Source organism: Skermanella sp. TT6 (assembly GCF_016653635.2).
GTDB lineage: Bacteria > Pseudomonadota > Alphaproteobacteria > Azospirillales > Azospirillaceae > Skermanella > Skermanella cutis.
In genome coordinates, this window is sequence record NZ_CP067420.1 from 1,854,306 (window position 1) to 1,868,572 (window position 14,267).

Below are 14,267 nucleotides of genomic sequence, written 5' to 3' on the forward strand. Positions count from 1 at the left end.
GCCTTTTCGGGTCGCCGCGAGATTGCGTATTGCAGGGCGATACCGATTTGTGATCATTTAATACCGTATATTGATTGCGGGCAACCCCAATAATCGGCCCTTCGGAGGATCCATGGCGCGGGACGCATTGCTGGTGCAGTCGGTGGAGAAGGCGTTGCGCGTCCTCCAGGCGTTCGACGGCGGGACCCGTTTCCTCGGGCTGACGGAGATCGCGGCCCGCTGCGGCGTGGACAAGAGTGCCGCCCAGCGCTTCGCCCACACGCTCCATCTCGCGGGATACCTGGAGAAATGCCCGGAAACGCGGCGCTACGGCCTGGGCAAGCGGCTGCTGGAGGTGACCTACAACTATCTCCGCTCCAACCCGCTGATCGAGGCGGCGACGCCCGCGCTGATCGAGCTGCGGCGCTTTACCGGGCAGCACATCAAGCTGTCGCTGTTCGACGACACCAGCGTGATCTACGCGATCCGCCAGCAGAGCGAGCGGGAGTATTTCGCGGCCTCGCTGGTCGGCCGCCGGGTGCCGACCTTCTGCACCGCGGGCGGCCGGGCGATCCTGGCGGAGCTGGAGCCCGCCCGCGCGGCCGACATCGTTGCGCGTTCCGACCTGTCCCCGCTGACGCCCAAGACCCTGGTGGACCCGAAACTCCTCCTGGAGGAGATCGCCGCCGTCCGGCGCCAGGGCTACGCGGTCGCGGCGGAGCAGGTGCTTCTGGGCGAGGTGGTGATCGGCGCCGCCGTGATCGACTCCGGCGGCAACCCGGTCGCGGCGGTCCATATCGCGGGCTCGCTGGCGGAATGGACGCCGGAGGAATACGCCCGCAAATTCGCCGGCCCGGCGATCGAGACGGCCCAGGCGCTCAGCCGGGCCACCGTGAAACGAATCAGGGAAGCATCATGAAGGACGCGAACGAACACGAGATCCGGGCCTGGCTGGCCGAGCGGGAACCCGCCATGCTGGCGCTGCTGGCCGAGCTGGTGAACATCGACAGCGGCTCCTACGACAAGCCCGGCGTGGACTCGGTCGGCGCGCGGCTGGAGCAATTCTTCGAGTCCGCCGGGATCGCCGTCCAGACCGAGCCGGTCGCGGAGCGCGGCGACGTGATGCGCATGGCCACGGCTCCCGACCCTGCCGGCCCCGATCATGCCGCCCCGGCCTTCCTGCTGATGGGCCACCGCGACACCGTGTTCCCCAAGGGCGAGGCGTCCCGCCGGCCCTTCCGCATCGACGGCGGCCGGGCCTACGGGCCCGGCGTCGCCGACATGAAGGGCGGGCTGGTCATGAACGCCTTCGTCATGGCGGCCTTCAAGCGGTTCGCGCCCGGCGTCCCGCTGGTCGCCCTGATGACCGGGGACGAGGAGATCGGCTCGCTCGCCTCCCGGCCCTTCATCGAGCGGGAAGCCCGGAAGGCCCGCGCGGTCTTCAACGCCGAGCCGGGGCGCGTGTCCGGCAACGTGGTCACCGGGCGCAAGGGCGGGCTGCACTTCACCTTCGAGGTGACGGGGAAGGCGGCCCATTCCGGGGTCAACTTCACCGACGGCGCCAGCGCGATCGGCGAGATGGCGCACAAGATCCTGGCCCTGCACGGCCTGACCCGCGTGCCCGAGGGCATCACCGTGAATGTCGGCCTGGCCGGCGGCGGCCAGTCCCACAACACCACGGCCCCCCACGCCCGGGGCGAGATCGACACCCGCTACGTGACCAACGACCAGCGCGACCATCTCGTCGCCTCGGTGGAGCGGATCATGGCGGAGGTCCAGGTGCCCGGCACCCGCTCGCGCGCGACCCTGCTGAGCGAGTTCCTGCCGCTGGTGCCGACGCCCGCGAGCGAGGCGGTGACCGGCGCCTATCTCGCCGTCGCGGCCGAGCTGGGCCACCCGATCTCGGGCGAGTTCACCGGCGGCTGCGCCGATTCCGGCTTCACCGCCAGCCTGGGAGCGCCCACCCTGTGCGGCACGGGTCCGGTCGGCGGCAAGGCCCATACCGCCGACGAGTATATCGAGGTTCCCTCCCTGCTCGCCCGCGCCCAGATCCTTGCCACGACCGTTCTGAGGATGGCCCGCCCCGCCTGACCCGGAGGGGAAGTCCGGAACCGCAAGCCGAGCAGGAGTGTGCCCGACATGCCCGCAGCAAGCCCCCCGATCGCGCTCGCCCTGGCGCTTGGCCTTTCCGCCGCCCTGGCGGTCGGCGGGTGCGCGGTCTCGGCGCCGGACGCCTCCCCGGTCCCGGGAGTGCCGACGCTCGCCCCGATGCTCCGCGAGGTGACGCCCGGCGTCGTCAACGTCGCGGTGACGGGCCGCGCGCAGGCCCTGAACCCGCTGCTCAACGACCCCTTCTTCCGGCGCTTCTTCGATCTGCCCGACTTGCCGCTGCCGCAACGCCCACCGCAGCCGCCGCGCCGGACCTTCTCCAGCGGCTCCGGCGTGATCGTCGATGCCGGGCGGGGCTATGTGCTGACCAACAGCCACGTGGTCGCGGAGGCCGAGTCGATCGAGGTCACCACCAAGGACAACCGCCGCTTCGAGGCCCGGCTGGTCGGGCGGGACCCCGGAACCGACATCGCCGTGCTTCGGATCGTGCCGGGCGACGGCTCCCAGGGCGGTCCCCAGGGCGGCTCCCTGGGAGACCTCCAGGCCGTGCCGTTCGGCGACAGCGCCGCGCTGGAGGTCGGCGACTACGTCGTCGCCATCGGCAACCCGTTCGGCCTGGGCCAGACGGTCACCTCGGGCATCGTCAGCGCGCTCGGCCGCGGCGGCCTGCGGGTCGAGGGATACGAGGACTTCATCCAGACCGACGCCTCGATCAACCCCGGCAATTCCGGCGGCGCGCTGGTCGATCTCCAGGGTCGCTTGGTCGGGATCAACACTGCCATCCTGGCGCCCAGCGGCGGCAATGTCGGCATCGGCTTCGCCGTGCCCGCCAACATGGCGAGGACCGTGATGGACCAGATCATCCGGTACGGCGAGGTCCGGCGCGGCCGGATCGGGATCTCCGTCCAGGACCTGACGCCCGACATCGCGGCGGCCCTCGGCACCCGCTCGACATCAGGCGCCATCATCGCCGCGGTCGAAACCGGCTCCCCCGCCGACCGCGCCGGCCTGAGGCGCGGCGACGTGGTGATCGCCATCGACGGGGCGGAAGTCCGCAGCGCCACCCAGGTCCGCAACCATGTCGGCCTCAAGCGCGTCGGCGACCCGGTGACTCTCACCGTGGAGCGCAACGGCGCCCGCGACACCCTGACCGCCCGGATCGAGGAGGAGCCGAAGCCCCCCGGCGGCTGATCGACACCCGGCCGGGTTGCATCGTAGGTCGGCCTTGGCCGAAGGCCGACGCCGACGCCCTTTCCGGAGCGTCGATGCAGGGTGTCGGCGTTCGCCCTGGCGGGCGAAGGACGACCCACGCGGAGCGAAAGAAGTTCAAGCAACTCGCGAGGCACAGAGTCCCCAAATCGGCAACCCTCCTGTAGGAGTTGGAAACCGACGTACCGGCATGCAAGGCATTCCGGAGGCAGCATCTTACCAAGATGCATTCGATGAACTTGATCAATGCAGCAAGGCTTGGTGATCGGGAAGAGGCTCGCCGTCCAGCATCATCCACGCGGGCAATCACGGCATCCTCGCGCCAACGCAGCGTATCTTGCCGACTGTTCGTTATGGTGTATCTCGCCATATGGTTATTGAAGCCATAGGAAAATCCTGATAGAAGTTCAAGGATGAGCAAGGCGCGCCCCTTGATCGACCGCAAGGTCATCTATGACGACGGTGGGATCCTTCAAATCCGGATCTGGTCGGTGCCGTCGCCGGTCATGGCCAGCCGGCACAAATACAAATACAGCCTGTTTTATGGCCGCGATGGTGTGCGGCTGGTCGGTTACGACAATGAGCGGGGCAAGGGCGATCACAAACACATCCGCGAAGATGAATTGTCTTATCCATTCACGGATCTCGACAGGATGATTGATGATTTCATGGCCGATGTGACTGCGATACGGGAGGGAAAGCTGTGAGCACGCTGGAGATTCATGTCGGGGTCGATCTCGCGCGGGAGGCTGGCTCGATCAAGGATGCGCTACGCCGGCATGAAGCTGGGGAAGCGGTTCAAGAGGCTCATATCACTTTCGAGTCCTGGGAGGGACTGACGCAGGTTCTGACCAGCAAGCGTCTGGAAATCCTGCGGCATCTTCACCGCAACCCGGAAACCAGCATCCGGAGCCTGTCGAAGGCGCTCAACCGTGACTACAAGAATGTCCATCAGGATGTCACGGCGCTGATCTCGGCCGGTCTGATCGATGATCATGACGGGTTGCGCGCCGAGTACGACTCTATCGAGATGAAGATGGCACTTTGAGAGTGGATCAGGCCGGACCTTGCCCGAGGGCGGGTTGCCGCTGTCGTTGACGTGGCGCCGTTGCACAGTGGCCCGGCTGATGCGGCGTATGGGGCTGAAGGGGGGGTGACACGCGGCAAGACGGTGCGGACGACGATCAGCGACCGGGTGGCACCGTGTCCGCTCGACCGGGTGAACCGCCAGTTCCAGGCGTCCTGCCCGAACGCCTTGTGGGTCGCGGATTTCACGTTTGTGGCGACATGGCAAGGCTTCGTTTACGTGGCCTTCGTCATCGACACGTTTGGGACTATCGGGAATTTCGTGCTTGGCGGGGTTATCCTGAAACAGAAGGAGACCCTGAATGGCCCGACGCAAAGATCCTGTTATCCCTGACGCGATCCTTGACCAGCTGCTGGCTGGAGCCGATGCGAAGACGGCATTCGACCAGAACGGCCTGCTCGACCAGCTGAAGAAGGCGCTGACGGAGCGGGCGCTGAAGGCGGAGCTGGATCATCATCTGGCTGGAGATGAGAGCGGCAACCGTCGCAACGGTTACGGCCACAAGACGGTGCTGACCGATGGCGGCTCGATGGGTCTGTCCATTCCCCGCGATCGGTCGGGGACGTTCGATCCGGCGCTGATCGGCAAATACCAGCGGCGCTTCCCCGGCTTCGACGAGAAGATCATCTCAATGTACGCACGCGGCATGTCAACCCGGGAGATCACGGGACACCTGCGGGAGCTCTATGGCATCGAGGTGTCGGCCGACCTGATCTCCACGGTGACGGACGCCGTGATCGAGGAGGTGACGGCCTGGCAGAACCGGCCGCTGGAGGCGATCTACCCCCTGGTGTTCCTGGATGCCATCCGGGTCAAGATCCGCGACGAAGGTCTGGTCCGCAACAAGGCCATCCATGTCGCCATCGGCGTGCGGGCCGACGGCGCCAAGGAGGTGCTGGGCCTGTGGATCGAACAGAACGAGGGCGCCAAGTTCTGGCTGCGCGTCCTGAACGAGTTGAAGAACCGGGGTGTGGAGGACATCCTGCTGGCCGTCGTCGATGGGCTGAAAGGCTTTCCCGAGGCGATCGCGGCTGCCTATCCGGAGACGATTGTTCAGACTTGCGTCGTTCATCTGCTGCGCCACAGCATGGAGTTCGCGTCCTGGAAGGACCGCAAGGCCATCGCCGCCGCCCTGAAGACGGTCTACGACGCTGTCGACGACAAGGCCGCCGAGATGGCTCTGAGCGCCTTTGAGACCGGGCCTTGGGGCGAAAAATACGCGGCCATCGGCAAGGCTTGGCGGCGGGCGTGGCCGGAGGTCATCCCCTTCTTTGCCTTCCCGCGCGAGGTCCGGCGCATCCTTTACACGACCAATGCCATTGAAGCGTTGAACTCAAAGCTGCGCCGGGCGGTCCGGGCCAGGGGGCATTTCCCCAATGACGAGGCCGCGCTGAAGCTCCTGTTTCTCGTCTTGAACCGCGCGGAGAAAGACTGGAAGATGCCGCCCCGGGAATGGACGGCCGCCAAAGCCCAGATGGCTGTCATCTTCGGCGACCGGTTCGCAAAGGCGATGACCGCCTGATACTGAACCCGCCCCGCCAAGCACGGAATTCCCGACAGTCCCACACGTGCCCGGTGGATTGTCGGCTGGCAGGTCTCGCGCACCGCACACGCCGGATTTGTCCCGGATGCCCTGGAGCAGGCGCTTCACGACCGCCGTCCGGCCAAAGGCAGCGGCCTCATCCACCATTCCGACCGCGGGTCGCAGTATGTCAGCATTCGCTACACCGAGCACTTGGCCGAAGCCGGTGTCGAGCCGTCGGTCGGCAGCGTCGGAGATTCCTATGACGCCGCCTTGGCCGAGACGATCAAGGGCCTCTACAAGACCGAGGTGATCCGACGCCGAGGGCCATGGCGCAACTTGGAAGCCGTCGAGTTCACCACCTTGGAATGGATCAACGGGTTCAACCACCGGCGCCTGCTCGAACCCATCGGCAACATTCCACCCGCCGAGGCCGAAGCACGCTACTATGCTCAAACCGAGGACGTCGCCAGGGGGCGTGACTCAACCAAATGGGCCTCCGGGAATCCCGGTGCGGTTCACTGCCCATCTCGGTTGGATGCTCACCCGGACAGCCACTGCCTGCAACCTGATCCGGCTGCCCAAGCTGCTGATTGCGGCATGATCACGCCCGGAGTCCGCCTGAACGGTGGCTCCAGGAGCTTCGGAGCAAGGCAAATCGCCCCATCTCCATTACAACGCGCATTCAGGCGCCCTATACAATTACAGATAATTGGAAATGGGGGCGCATATGTCGAAAAATCTGCGCCCTGCCAAGTTCATTATGTCAGTGGACAGAGAATCATGCTTATATGCAGCTTCCGATAGATAACCGCCTGAAGACAGTTTAGGTAAGGAGTTCTTTGTGGCTGACAGAGTAATTTACATCCTCCAAGACACTGGACGGCCGGACCTTGTAAAGGTTGGAAAGGACTCTGGATGGCCAATGCGATTTCGGCAGGCGCGAAGCCAGACGCCGCGAGAGTTGACTTGCATCGCGCTATGGCGCTAAACGGACGGCCCGGCGCTGAACCAAGCGGAAAAAGCCGCTCATGTTGGACTTCGCCCGTTCAAGACCGGCAATAACACGAAAGAATGGTTTGTTGCGTATGCCGACGGCGCGGTTGCACATGTGAGAACTGCTTTGGGGCGACCGGCCGACGAAACACATGCAATGCCTGGGTCTCGTTCCTGGCACAATGCTCCACCGTGGGATGCTTGGCGCGATAAATCAACATACACGCAAACCAAAGTTCGACGACGCCTGTGGGTTGGTGCAGAAGTATCTCAAACCGGCCTCCTTGGGGCTCTTAAAGTCATCCACAGTCCATATTATGACGGGTTCTTCACATTCAAACCAACTTATGCATGCTCAGCATATCGGTGGCTTTGCTGGTGGCAGTATCCGGAGGCAGAAGTCACTAACCTCGGGAACCGTGCTGTGTATGATCTCTGGCATCGACTTGTCACGCAGTTCGGCCAGGGACCGGATGATCCTGCAGTAGGCTGGCTCAGACGCCAGGACGGATCGCCAAAAATCGATTGGCGAACATTGCAAGAAGAGCTTGCTCAGGCTGGTATGCTCAAATGTGATCCAAGCGTGCCGAAGCCGTTCGACGCACCTGCTCGTGATCCTTCCAATGGGGGAGTCGAACTACCTTTTGGTTCCATCCCACCGCAAAACCTCATTTACCAGTTTTGATGACTTGAAGCGTCATGACCATGATCAGCATCGCTAACCCTCTATGGCGTCCCAGTGAAGCCATTGTCCAGCGCTTGAACTTGGCAGTGTTGCAGGAAATCGGCACTGGAAAATCAAATGAATTCGGTCGGAACGAAAGACACCACATAAGCAGGACGCTGGCTATGGACGCGACGATGGCCATGCTGGCGCCTGCGGCGAAGATAATGCCGGTTGTCGATGCCGATGAAATACGCCGGAACATGCCTGGGTACGATATTCTAGTTGGCGATCGACTCCGCGTTCAGGTGAAGGGTGGCACTTATGTCGACTCGATTGGCTGGGCACACACGGCGAACCGACCGGAAGCCGCAGATCTGAACTTCGATATCGAAATCGCAGTGGATATCGGAGCCATTCTTGACCCTCGCCCTCTCGGACGACGGCGCGACGGACGTGAGGATATCCCGATGCGACGCTATGTAGATTTTTACATCATACCTGGTGATGTAATCCGTGCCCAAGTTGCGAAAGGGATACATGTCAACGGCCGCGGCGTGCACCTTTACCTGTATAAAAGGCGTATCAGGCCGGGGACGAAAGAGCATGACTGCCAATGGTTCGGGATGGCCGAGTGGCGAAATCGATTCGATGTAGTTGAAAATGCACTGAAGGCACTCTCAACATAAGTCTATGGTCAAGATTTTGATGAATTTGATGATTGAATTCTAAATGATAGCGTTTAGAAAGAGATTACAAAAAACCAGTATTTATTTCGGAGGAGATAGCTGCTACGAAGGTATCATTATTTGAATTGCTGTGTGTTCGGCGATTGTCTTTTGCTGTTTGGCCGACCATCACGAGTTCAGGCATGGCTGGGTGCCCGAACTCCTCATGGCTCCCAATCTGATCGGCCTCGGACCGGCCATCGTCCATCAGGCCTTCAACCGCCTCCCCGCCCGTCATCCATACGGCTTCCCTGCACCACACGTTTTATTGGAATGCTATACAAGTCCCCCGCAGGCTACTCGATGGCCGGTTGCACCGGCCAGTCCGCCGGCGGCGAGAACAACGCCGGGTCGAGCGGGCCGTAGTCGATCTGCGTCGCTTCCTGGACGGACGTCATGCCTTCGCTCTCCAGCCTGATGCGCAAGGCCAGGCCGTCGGCCGCAAAGCAGGCGGCCCATACCACGGAGTCGTCGTCGTGGGGCTGGATGCGCCAGTTGGTGCAGTCTTGGCCCGCCACCGTGTCAACGCCTGCCTCTCGGCGCATAAGGAACTCGGGATCCTGGGCAACCTCCTCGATCTGCATGCCGACCTCGTCTTCCCCCTCGCTCACGAAGACGACGCGCCCGCCGGGAGCGTCGGGGGACGTGTCGAACTGCCAGCTTCGCCTGCTCCGGGGATCGACGATCTGGACAAGGCCGGCATTCTCGGAACGGATTCGACCGGTCGAGGCCTGCCGCAGGGTGCGGGTCTGGATGTCGGCCATGTCGCGCATGGCTTGGCCGACCATGGAGTCGGGATCGATGCCGGCGGCAGCGGCCAGCGCTTCGCCGTCCATCACGTAGCGATAGGTGACGGCGACATCCTGGGACAGCTTCAGCGGCGGCGGGCGGTCCTGGGCGGCGGCGCCTCCGGCCGCCATCAGCGCGGCGGCCGCGCAGCAGAGAGAAATCCGGTTGAGCCGGATAGGAGGTTTCATTCCGCGTCGTCCTTCGTTGCCCATGGCATTCCTCCCCGCCGCTTCCGTAGTTCTCGGGATCAGGATAAGGAATGAAGCGTGATCTGGGCAATCCGGCCAGGAAGAACCGGAGCCTCCCTAAAGTATTCAACCATCCAGGCTCCCTCGGACAGGCAAGGCACCGGAGCCGCCGTCCTGGATTGTTCCGAATGCTGCGCTTTGCCGCTCCTCAGCTCCCATCCGCCCCCAGCGCCTCCACCAGCAGCCGCGCCTGCGGGGAAAGCTGGTCGAACCGGCGCAGGCAGATCGTCAGGTGCCGCAGCGCCCACGCATCCGTCAGGCCGACCACCCGGATCGGCAGGTTCGCCGCGCACCGCCGCGCCGCCATCTCCGGCACCACGCCAAGGCCGACGCCCTGGGCCACCAGCCGGCAGACCGCATCGAATCCGCCCATCCGGACGCGCAGTTTCAGCGTTCGCCCCATGCGCGCCGCGTGAAGCCGGATATGCTCCTGCAAGGCGCTGTGCCGGCCCAGGCCGATGAACTCCGCGTCCACGATCTCGCGGAAAGCCACGTGCCGGAACGCGGCGGCCGGATGATCGGGAGGGGCCACGACCACCAGCCGGTCGATCCGGAACGGGCGGGTCTCCAGATCGCCGACATCGATGCCGTCCGCGACGATGCCGATATCCGCCAGGCCTTCCGCGACGCCCTCGACGATCCGGGGGCTCGGCTTCTCGTCCAGGTCGATGTCGATATGCGGGTTGGCGGCAAGGAAGCCCGCCAGCGGATCGGGCAGGAACTCGGCCACGGCCGCCGAATTCGCCCACAGCCGCACATGCCCCTTCAGCCCGCGCGCATAGGCGCCCAGCTCTCCCCGCATCCGCTCCATCTGCTCCAGCACCGTCCGGGCATGGAAAGCGAGAGCTTGGCCGGCGGGCGTCGTCCGCACGCCGCGCCGCCCGCGTTCGAGCAGCGGAACCCCCAGTTCCTCCTCCATCGCGCGGATACGGGCGCTGGCAGACGCCAGGGCCAGACCGGCCCGTTCGGCTCCCCTGGTGATGTTCGAGGACTCCGCGACATGCAGGAACAGGCGCAGGTCGGTCAGGTCGAAGCGCATGGGGGCTCCCTCCGGGGCTGGAACGGCAGGCTTCGGCTCATCCGAAGGCTGCCACTGTGACTCCCACATTGCGGCGGATGCCTGGCATCGTCAATTTCGGCGCAAGGCCGCACAGGGCATACAGGACACACCGGCCGCGCAGGCCGCGCACAGCCGGAGGACCCATGTTCACCACCACCATCGCTACCATCACCACCATCGGCACCATCATCGCCGCCATCGCCTTCCTGATCGCCGGCTTCGTGAAGGGAGTCATCGGGCTCGGCCTGCCGACGGTCGCCATCGGCCTGCTCGGTCTGGTCATGCCGCCTGCCGAAGCCGCGGCGTTGCTGGTGGTACCGTCCCTGGTGACCAATGTCTGGCAACTGGCGGCGGGTCCCAGCTTCAGGGTGCTGCTTCGGCGGCTCTGGCCGATGCTGGTCGGCATCTGCATCGGGACCTGGGCCGCGACCCTGGCCGGCGCGGGCCTGATGGCCGGCGGGGAAGCGGACCATGCGGCCGCCGCGCTGGGCGTCGCCCTGCTGGCCTATGCGTGCTTCGGGCTTTCCCGGGCGCGGTTCACGGTTCCCCACGGGGTGGAAGGGCGATTCTCGCTCCTGGTCGGTGCCGCTACCGGCGCGGTCACCGCCGCCACCGGCGTGTTCGTGATCCCGGCGGTTCCGTGGCTCCAGGCGCTGGAGCTTCGGCGGGACGATCTGGTCCAGGCGCTCGGCCTGTCGTTCCTGACCTCCACGGTCGCGATGGCGGCGGGGCTGGCGGAAGGCGGCGCGTTCGACGGGGCCGTGGCCGGGGCGTCGCTGCTGGCCCTGGTCCCGGCGCTTGCCGGAATGGCGCTCGGCCAGCGGGTGCGGACCCTTGTGCGGCCCGAAACCTTCCGGCGCTGCTTCTTCCTGGGACTGCTGGCGCTGGGCGGGCATCTGGCCTTGCGACCGCTGCTTTGAAGACAAGCGGATTCTCCCGCCACGCCATGCCACGCGGCCCGCGGATGCGATCGGACCGACGCGAGATGTTCGGCTTGATTATAGTCATGGTTATAGGATAATAATCCACAACCTCTTCCGCGTCCCGAAAGGCCCCCGCCATGTCCGCCCCAGCCCCCGCCGAACCCACCGCCAAGTCCCGGCCTGCCGCATCCTCCCGGCCGCTGCTGACCTCGCGTCAGGAAGCTTTCTGCCACGCCATGGCCGGTGGCGTCGGCGGGGCGGAGGCGGCGCGGCAGGCGGGCTATTCGGGGAACGGCGCCAAGCAGCGGGGCGCCTTCCTGATGCGCCAGCCGGAAATCCGGGTGCGGATCGACGAGATCCGGGCAGCCCGGAGGGCAGACCATCAGGCGCGCCTCGACCATGCCGACCGGCAGGTGGCCCGCATCATCGAGGACGCCCTGGAGACGAAGCGCCTGGGGGTGGCGCTCCGCGCCGTCGAGTTCGGCCTGAAGCTGTGCGGCGTCATCCAGGACAAGCGGATCGCCCATCATTATAACGGCTGCCTCGACAACCGGCCCCATCCCGACGCCGATCTGGAACAGCTCGCCGCCGACCCGGAGGAGGAACTCGACCCCCTCCGCTTCCGTCCCGGCTCCACGCGGGAACCCGCGGCGGAGGAGGCCGGCAACGCCGCCATGATGACCGATGATGACCTTTCGGCACCTTCCGTACCGTCCACGCCCGCCGAGCTTCCCGCGACCGCTCCGGCACAGCCTGCCGAACCGGCACCGCAGGCGTCCCCGGAGCCCGGCGCGTCCCGATCCGCAGCCGCACGGCCGGCGGCGCCGTCCGGAATGATGACCGATGATGACCTTGCGCGGGAATTGCAACTGTTGACCTCCGACCTGTCCGCGCTCCTCTGCTCGACGTCGCTGGCCGGCTCCGTCCCGGCGTTCGGGCCGTCCCCCGGCATCATTTCCGCCGCCAAGCCGGGCAGCGCCCATCCCACCCTCCGCGCGCTTGCCGCCGCAGGGCCGAGCTTGGCGGACAGCCTCTGCGGCTGACCGGCTTTCCCGGCCACCAGACCCGCGACGGGACAGCGAAGCGCACGCAGAAGAGGATCGATTTCTGGAAAATTCCCTGAAAAGAATATAGCGTCGGATGACATGCAGCCTGGATGGTGATCGCCCGACGCCCATAAGGCGCCAGCCCGCCACCGGGCCTACCCGACGAAGGAACGTCCATGACCCCAGCGACAACCGGGTTTGCCAAACCGCCGGACCTGCCGGAAATGGTCGATGACGTCCTCGACGCGGCCCGCAACCTGGATGCCGCGCGGCTGGACGAGGCGGCCGAGATCCTGGTCGCCCATCTGCGGCGCCAGTCGGACCCGCCGGCCACGCCCCTCGTCAAGAGGGTTCTCGGGGAACTGCGGCGCTGGCGGCATTTCGGCACCCTGCAACGGTTCGCCGACGCGATGATCCGGATGGGCTGCGATTCGCACTTCGTCTACCACCAATACGCCCAGGCGCTGATCGACCGGGGGGAACTCATCCCCGCCCTCGACCTGCTGAAACGGCTGGAGGAGCGCGCCCGCAACGACCGGGTCGAGTATCCCGAGACATGCGGACTGCTCGGCCGCACCTACAAGCAGATCTTCGTCGAGGCCCGGGGCAGCCGGCTGGGCATGGGCGAGTCGGCGCTGGGCCAGTCCGTCGCGTGGTACAACAGGATCTACGAGGCCGACGCGGAGCGGGTCTGGCACGGCGTCAACGTGGTCGCCCTTCTGCGCCGCGCCGAGCGGGACGGCATCCGGGTCCCGAACGCGCCCGACGCCGCGCAGCTGGCCGCTCGCATCAGGGACCATATCGGCCAGCGCTGGACGGAGGTACTGCCCGCCTGGGACTACGCCACCGCCGCCGAGGCCTGCATCGCGCTGGAGGACTGGCCCGGGGCGGAACGCTGGCTCGGCAAGTACCTGGCCGCGCAGGACGTGGACGCCTTCGCCATCGCCGGCACCCTGCGCCAGCTCACCGAGGTATGGGACCTCGGGGCCTATGGCGGGCAGGGCGGCGCGCTGCTGTCCGTGCTCCGGGCCGAACTGCTCCGGCGCGAGGACGGCCGCATCAGCCTCACGCCCGGTCAGGTGCAGGGGATGCAAGGTGCCGATCCAAGCACCTTCGAGCGCGTCCTGGGCGATACCGGTTCAACCACCTACAAGTGGATGCGTATGGGCATGGAACGGGCGCGGGCGGTCGCCATGATCCGCGCTCCGGACGGGCGGGGCAGGGGGACCGGCTTCCTGCTGCGCGGCAGCGACCTGCACCAGTCCCTCGGAGATGGGAGTTTCCTGCTGACCAATGCCCATGTGGTCAGCGACAATCCCGAGGACTGCGCCGACCTGTGCAGCGAAGAGGCGGCGGTCACTTTCGAGGCCGCGGCCGAACCTGGCTTTTCCGCACCGCAATATGGCGTGGCTGGAGTGGTCTGGAGTTCCTCTCCCTTGGATCTCGACGCGACCCTGTTGCGGCTGGACGGGACGCCGCACGGCGTCGAACCCTGTCCCATCTCGAAGGGCCTGCCTTTCCTGGCTGCAGACCAGCGGGTCTACATCATCGGCCATCCCCTGGGAGGCGACCTCAGTTTCTCCCTTCAGGACAACCGGTTGCTCGACCACGAGGGGCCGACCGCCGGCCGGCCCAGCCGGGCCGACCGCTGCCTGTTGCAGTACCGCGCCCCCACGCAACCCGGCAGTTCCGGCAGCCCGGTATTCGCCGGGCAGGGGTGGCGGGTCATCGGCCTGCATTGCCGCGGCGGGAAGGAGATGCGCAAGCTGAACGGGCAGTCCGGCCTCCACGAGGCGAACGAAGGGGTTTGGATACAGTCTATCCGCCAGAACATGGCAAAATCCATGGGGGGCTGAAACGGTGCATCGATAGGCGGGCAGCATCCGCCTGTACATCTTCGTATACGC

General features: G+C 65.6%; 13 protein-coding genes and 2 pseudogenes. 12 read left to right on the plus strand and 3 right to left on the minus strand.

Features of this window, described 5'->3' with window-relative positions:
- The first annotated feature begins 112 nt into the window (after positions 1-112).
- The 9 genes and pseudogenes from IGS68_RS08685 (at position 113) to IGS68_RS08725 (ending at position 8,255) form a co-directional block, all read left to right on the plus strand.
- A complete protein-coding gene (locus IGS68_RS08685) occupies positions 113-898 on the plus strand; it encodes an IclR family transcriptional regulator (protein WP_201078995.1) in 786 nt (261 codons plus the stop codon).
- Complete coding sequence (locus IGS68_RS08690; RefSeq protein ID WP_201078997.1) at positions 895-2,070, plus strand: M20 family metallopeptidase; 1,176 nt, start codon at positions 895-897, stop codon at positions 2,068-2,070. Before IGS68_RS08685 ends, IGS68_RS08690 begins: the two co-directional genes overlap by 4 nt.
- A 48-nt stretch (positions 2,071-2,118) precedes the next feature.
- Positions 2,119-3,279, plus strand: a complete 1,161-nt coding sequence (locus IGS68_RS08695) for a trypsin-like peptidase domain-containing protein (RefSeq protein ID WP_201078999.1) — start codon at positions 2,119-2,121, stop codon at positions 3,277-3,279.
- A gap of 431 nt (positions 3,280-3,710) precedes the next feature.
- Positions 3,711-4,004 carry a toxin-antitoxin system TumE family protein gene (locus IGS68_RS08700; RefSeq protein ID WP_201079001.1) on the plus strand — a complete coding sequence of 98 codons (294 nt, stop codon included), beginning with the start codon at positions 3,711-3,713 and terminating at the stop codon, positions 4,002-4,004.
- Positions 4,001-4,345: an HVO_A0114 family putative DNA-binding protein gene (locus IGS68_RS08705; RefSeq protein WP_201079003.1), complete on the plus strand. Its 345-nt coding sequence runs from the start codon at positions 4,001-4,003 to the stop codon at positions 4,343-4,345. Before IGS68_RS08700 ends, IGS68_RS08705 begins: the two co-directional genes overlap by 4 nt.
- A 58-nt stretch (positions 4,346-4,403) precedes the next feature.
- Positions 4,404-4,627, plus strand: a pseudogene (locus tag IGS68_RS08710) (IS3 family transposase); the annotation flags it as partial.
- Positions 4,628-4,685: 58 nt separating this feature from the next.
- Entirely contained in the window at positions 4,686-5,906 is a 1,221-nt protein-coding gene (locus tag IGS68_RS08715) for an IS256 family transposase (RefSeq protein ID WP_201072050.1), read from the plus strand.
- 48 nt (positions 5,907-5,954) lie between these two features.
- Positions 5,955-6,377 (plus strand): annotated as a pseudogene (locus IGS68_RS08720) (DDE-type integrase/transposase/recombinase); the annotation flags it as partial.
- Between the two features lie 1,224 nt (positions 6,378-7,601).
- Positions 7,602-8,255, plus strand: coding sequence for a hypothetical protein (locus tag IGS68_RS08725; RefSeq protein ID WP_201079005.1), 654 nt, complete (start codon positions 7,602-7,604; stop codon positions 8,253-8,255).
- 64 nt (positions 8,256-8,319) lie between these two features.
- Here the strand turns inward: IGS68_RS08725 and IGS68_RS08730 are convergent, their stop codons facing one another.
- From IGS68_RS08730 to IGS68_RS08740, 3 genes are all read right to left on the minus strand, one after another.
- Positions 8,320-8,532, minus strand: a complete 213-nt coding sequence (locus tag IGS68_RS08730) for a hypothetical protein (RefSeq protein ID WP_201079007.1) — start codon at positions 8,530-8,532, stop codon at positions 8,320-8,322.
- A gap of 58 nt (positions 8,533-8,590) precedes the next feature.
- On the minus strand, positions 8,591-9,271 hold the full coding sequence (locus tag IGS68_RS08735; protein ID WP_201079009.1) for a hypothetical protein: 681 nt from the start codon (positions 9,269-9,271) through the stop codon (positions 8,591-8,593).
- A gap of 208 nt (positions 9,272-9,479) precedes the next feature.
- Complete coding sequence (locus IGS68_RS08740; RefSeq protein ID WP_201079011.1) at positions 9,480-10,370, minus strand: LysR substrate-binding domain-containing protein; 891 nt, start codon at positions 10,368-10,370, stop codon at positions 9,480-9,482.
- 164 nt (positions 10,371-10,534) lie between these two features.
- On the opposite strand from IGS68_RS08740, the gene IGS68_RS08745 reads away from it, so the two are divergent.
- The 3 genes from IGS68_RS08745 (at position 10,535) to IGS68_RS08755 (ending at position 14,216) form a co-directional block, all read left to right on the plus strand.
- A complete protein-coding gene (locus IGS68_RS08745; protein ID WP_201079013.1) occupies positions 10,535-11,311 on the plus strand; it encodes a sulfite exporter TauE/SafE family protein in 777 nt (258 codons plus the stop codon).
- A gap of 140 nt (positions 11,312-11,451) precedes the next feature.
- Entirely contained in the window at positions 11,452-12,357 is a 906-nt protein-coding gene (locus tag IGS68_RS36145; RefSeq protein ID WP_201079015.1) for a terminase small subunit, read from the plus strand.
- A 179-nt stretch (positions 12,358-12,536) separates the two neighbouring features.
- The gene (locus IGS68_RS08755; RefSeq protein WP_201079017.1) at positions 12,537-14,216 is read left to right on the plus strand and encodes a serine protease; all 1,680 of its coding nucleotides are present in this window, start codon (positions 12,537-12,539) and stop codon (positions 14,214-14,216) included.
- Positions 14,217-14,267 lie beyond the last annotated feature (51 nt).

Coding starts and splice junctions, on each gene's coding strand:
- IGS68_RS08685 (WP_201078995.1), top strand. CDS start 113: ATGGCGCGGGACGCATTGCTGGTGCAGTCGGTGGAGAAGGCGTTGCGC.
- IGS68_RS08690 (WP_201078997.1), top strand. CDS start 895: ATGAAGGACGCGAACGAACACGAGATCCGGGCCTGGCTGGCCGAGCGG.
- IGS68_RS08695 (WP_201078999.1), top strand. CDS start 2,119: ATGCCCGCAGCAAGCCCCCCGATCGCGCTCGCCCTGGCGCTTGGCCTT.
- IGS68_RS08700 (WP_201079001.1), top strand. CDS start 3,711: ATGAGCAAGGCGCGCCCCTTGATCGACCGCAAGGTCATCTATGACGAC.
- IGS68_RS08715 (WP_201072050.1), top strand. CDS start 4,686: ATGGCCCGACGCAAAGATCCTGTTATCCCTGACGCGATCCTTGACCAG.
- IGS68_RS08725 (WP_201079005.1), top strand. CDS start 7,602: ATGACCATGATCAGCATCGCTAACCCTCTATGGCGTCCCAGTGAAGCC.
- IGS68_RS08730 (WP_201079007.1), bottom strand. CDS start 8,532: ATGACGGGCGGGGAGGCGGTTGAAGGCCTGATGGACGATGGCCGGTCC.
- IGS68_RS08735 (WP_201079009.1), bottom strand. CDS start 9,271: ATGAAACCTCCTATCCGGCTCAACCGGATTTCTCTCTGCTGCGCGGCC.
- IGS68_RS08740 (WP_201079011.1), bottom strand. CDS start 10,370: ATGCGCTTCGACCTGACCGACCTGCGCCTGTTCCTGCATGTCGCGGAG.
- IGS68_RS08745 (WP_201079013.1), top strand. CDS start 10,535: ATGTTCACCACCACCATCGCTACCATCACCACCATCGGCACCATCATC.
- IGS68_RS36145 (WP_201079015.1), top strand. CDS start 11,452: ATGTCCGCCCCAGCCCCCGCCGAACCCACCGCCAAGTCCCGGCCTGCC.
- IGS68_RS08755 (WP_201079017.1), top strand. CDS start 12,537: ATGACCCCAGCGACAACCGGGTTTGCCAAACCGCCGGACCTGCCGGAA.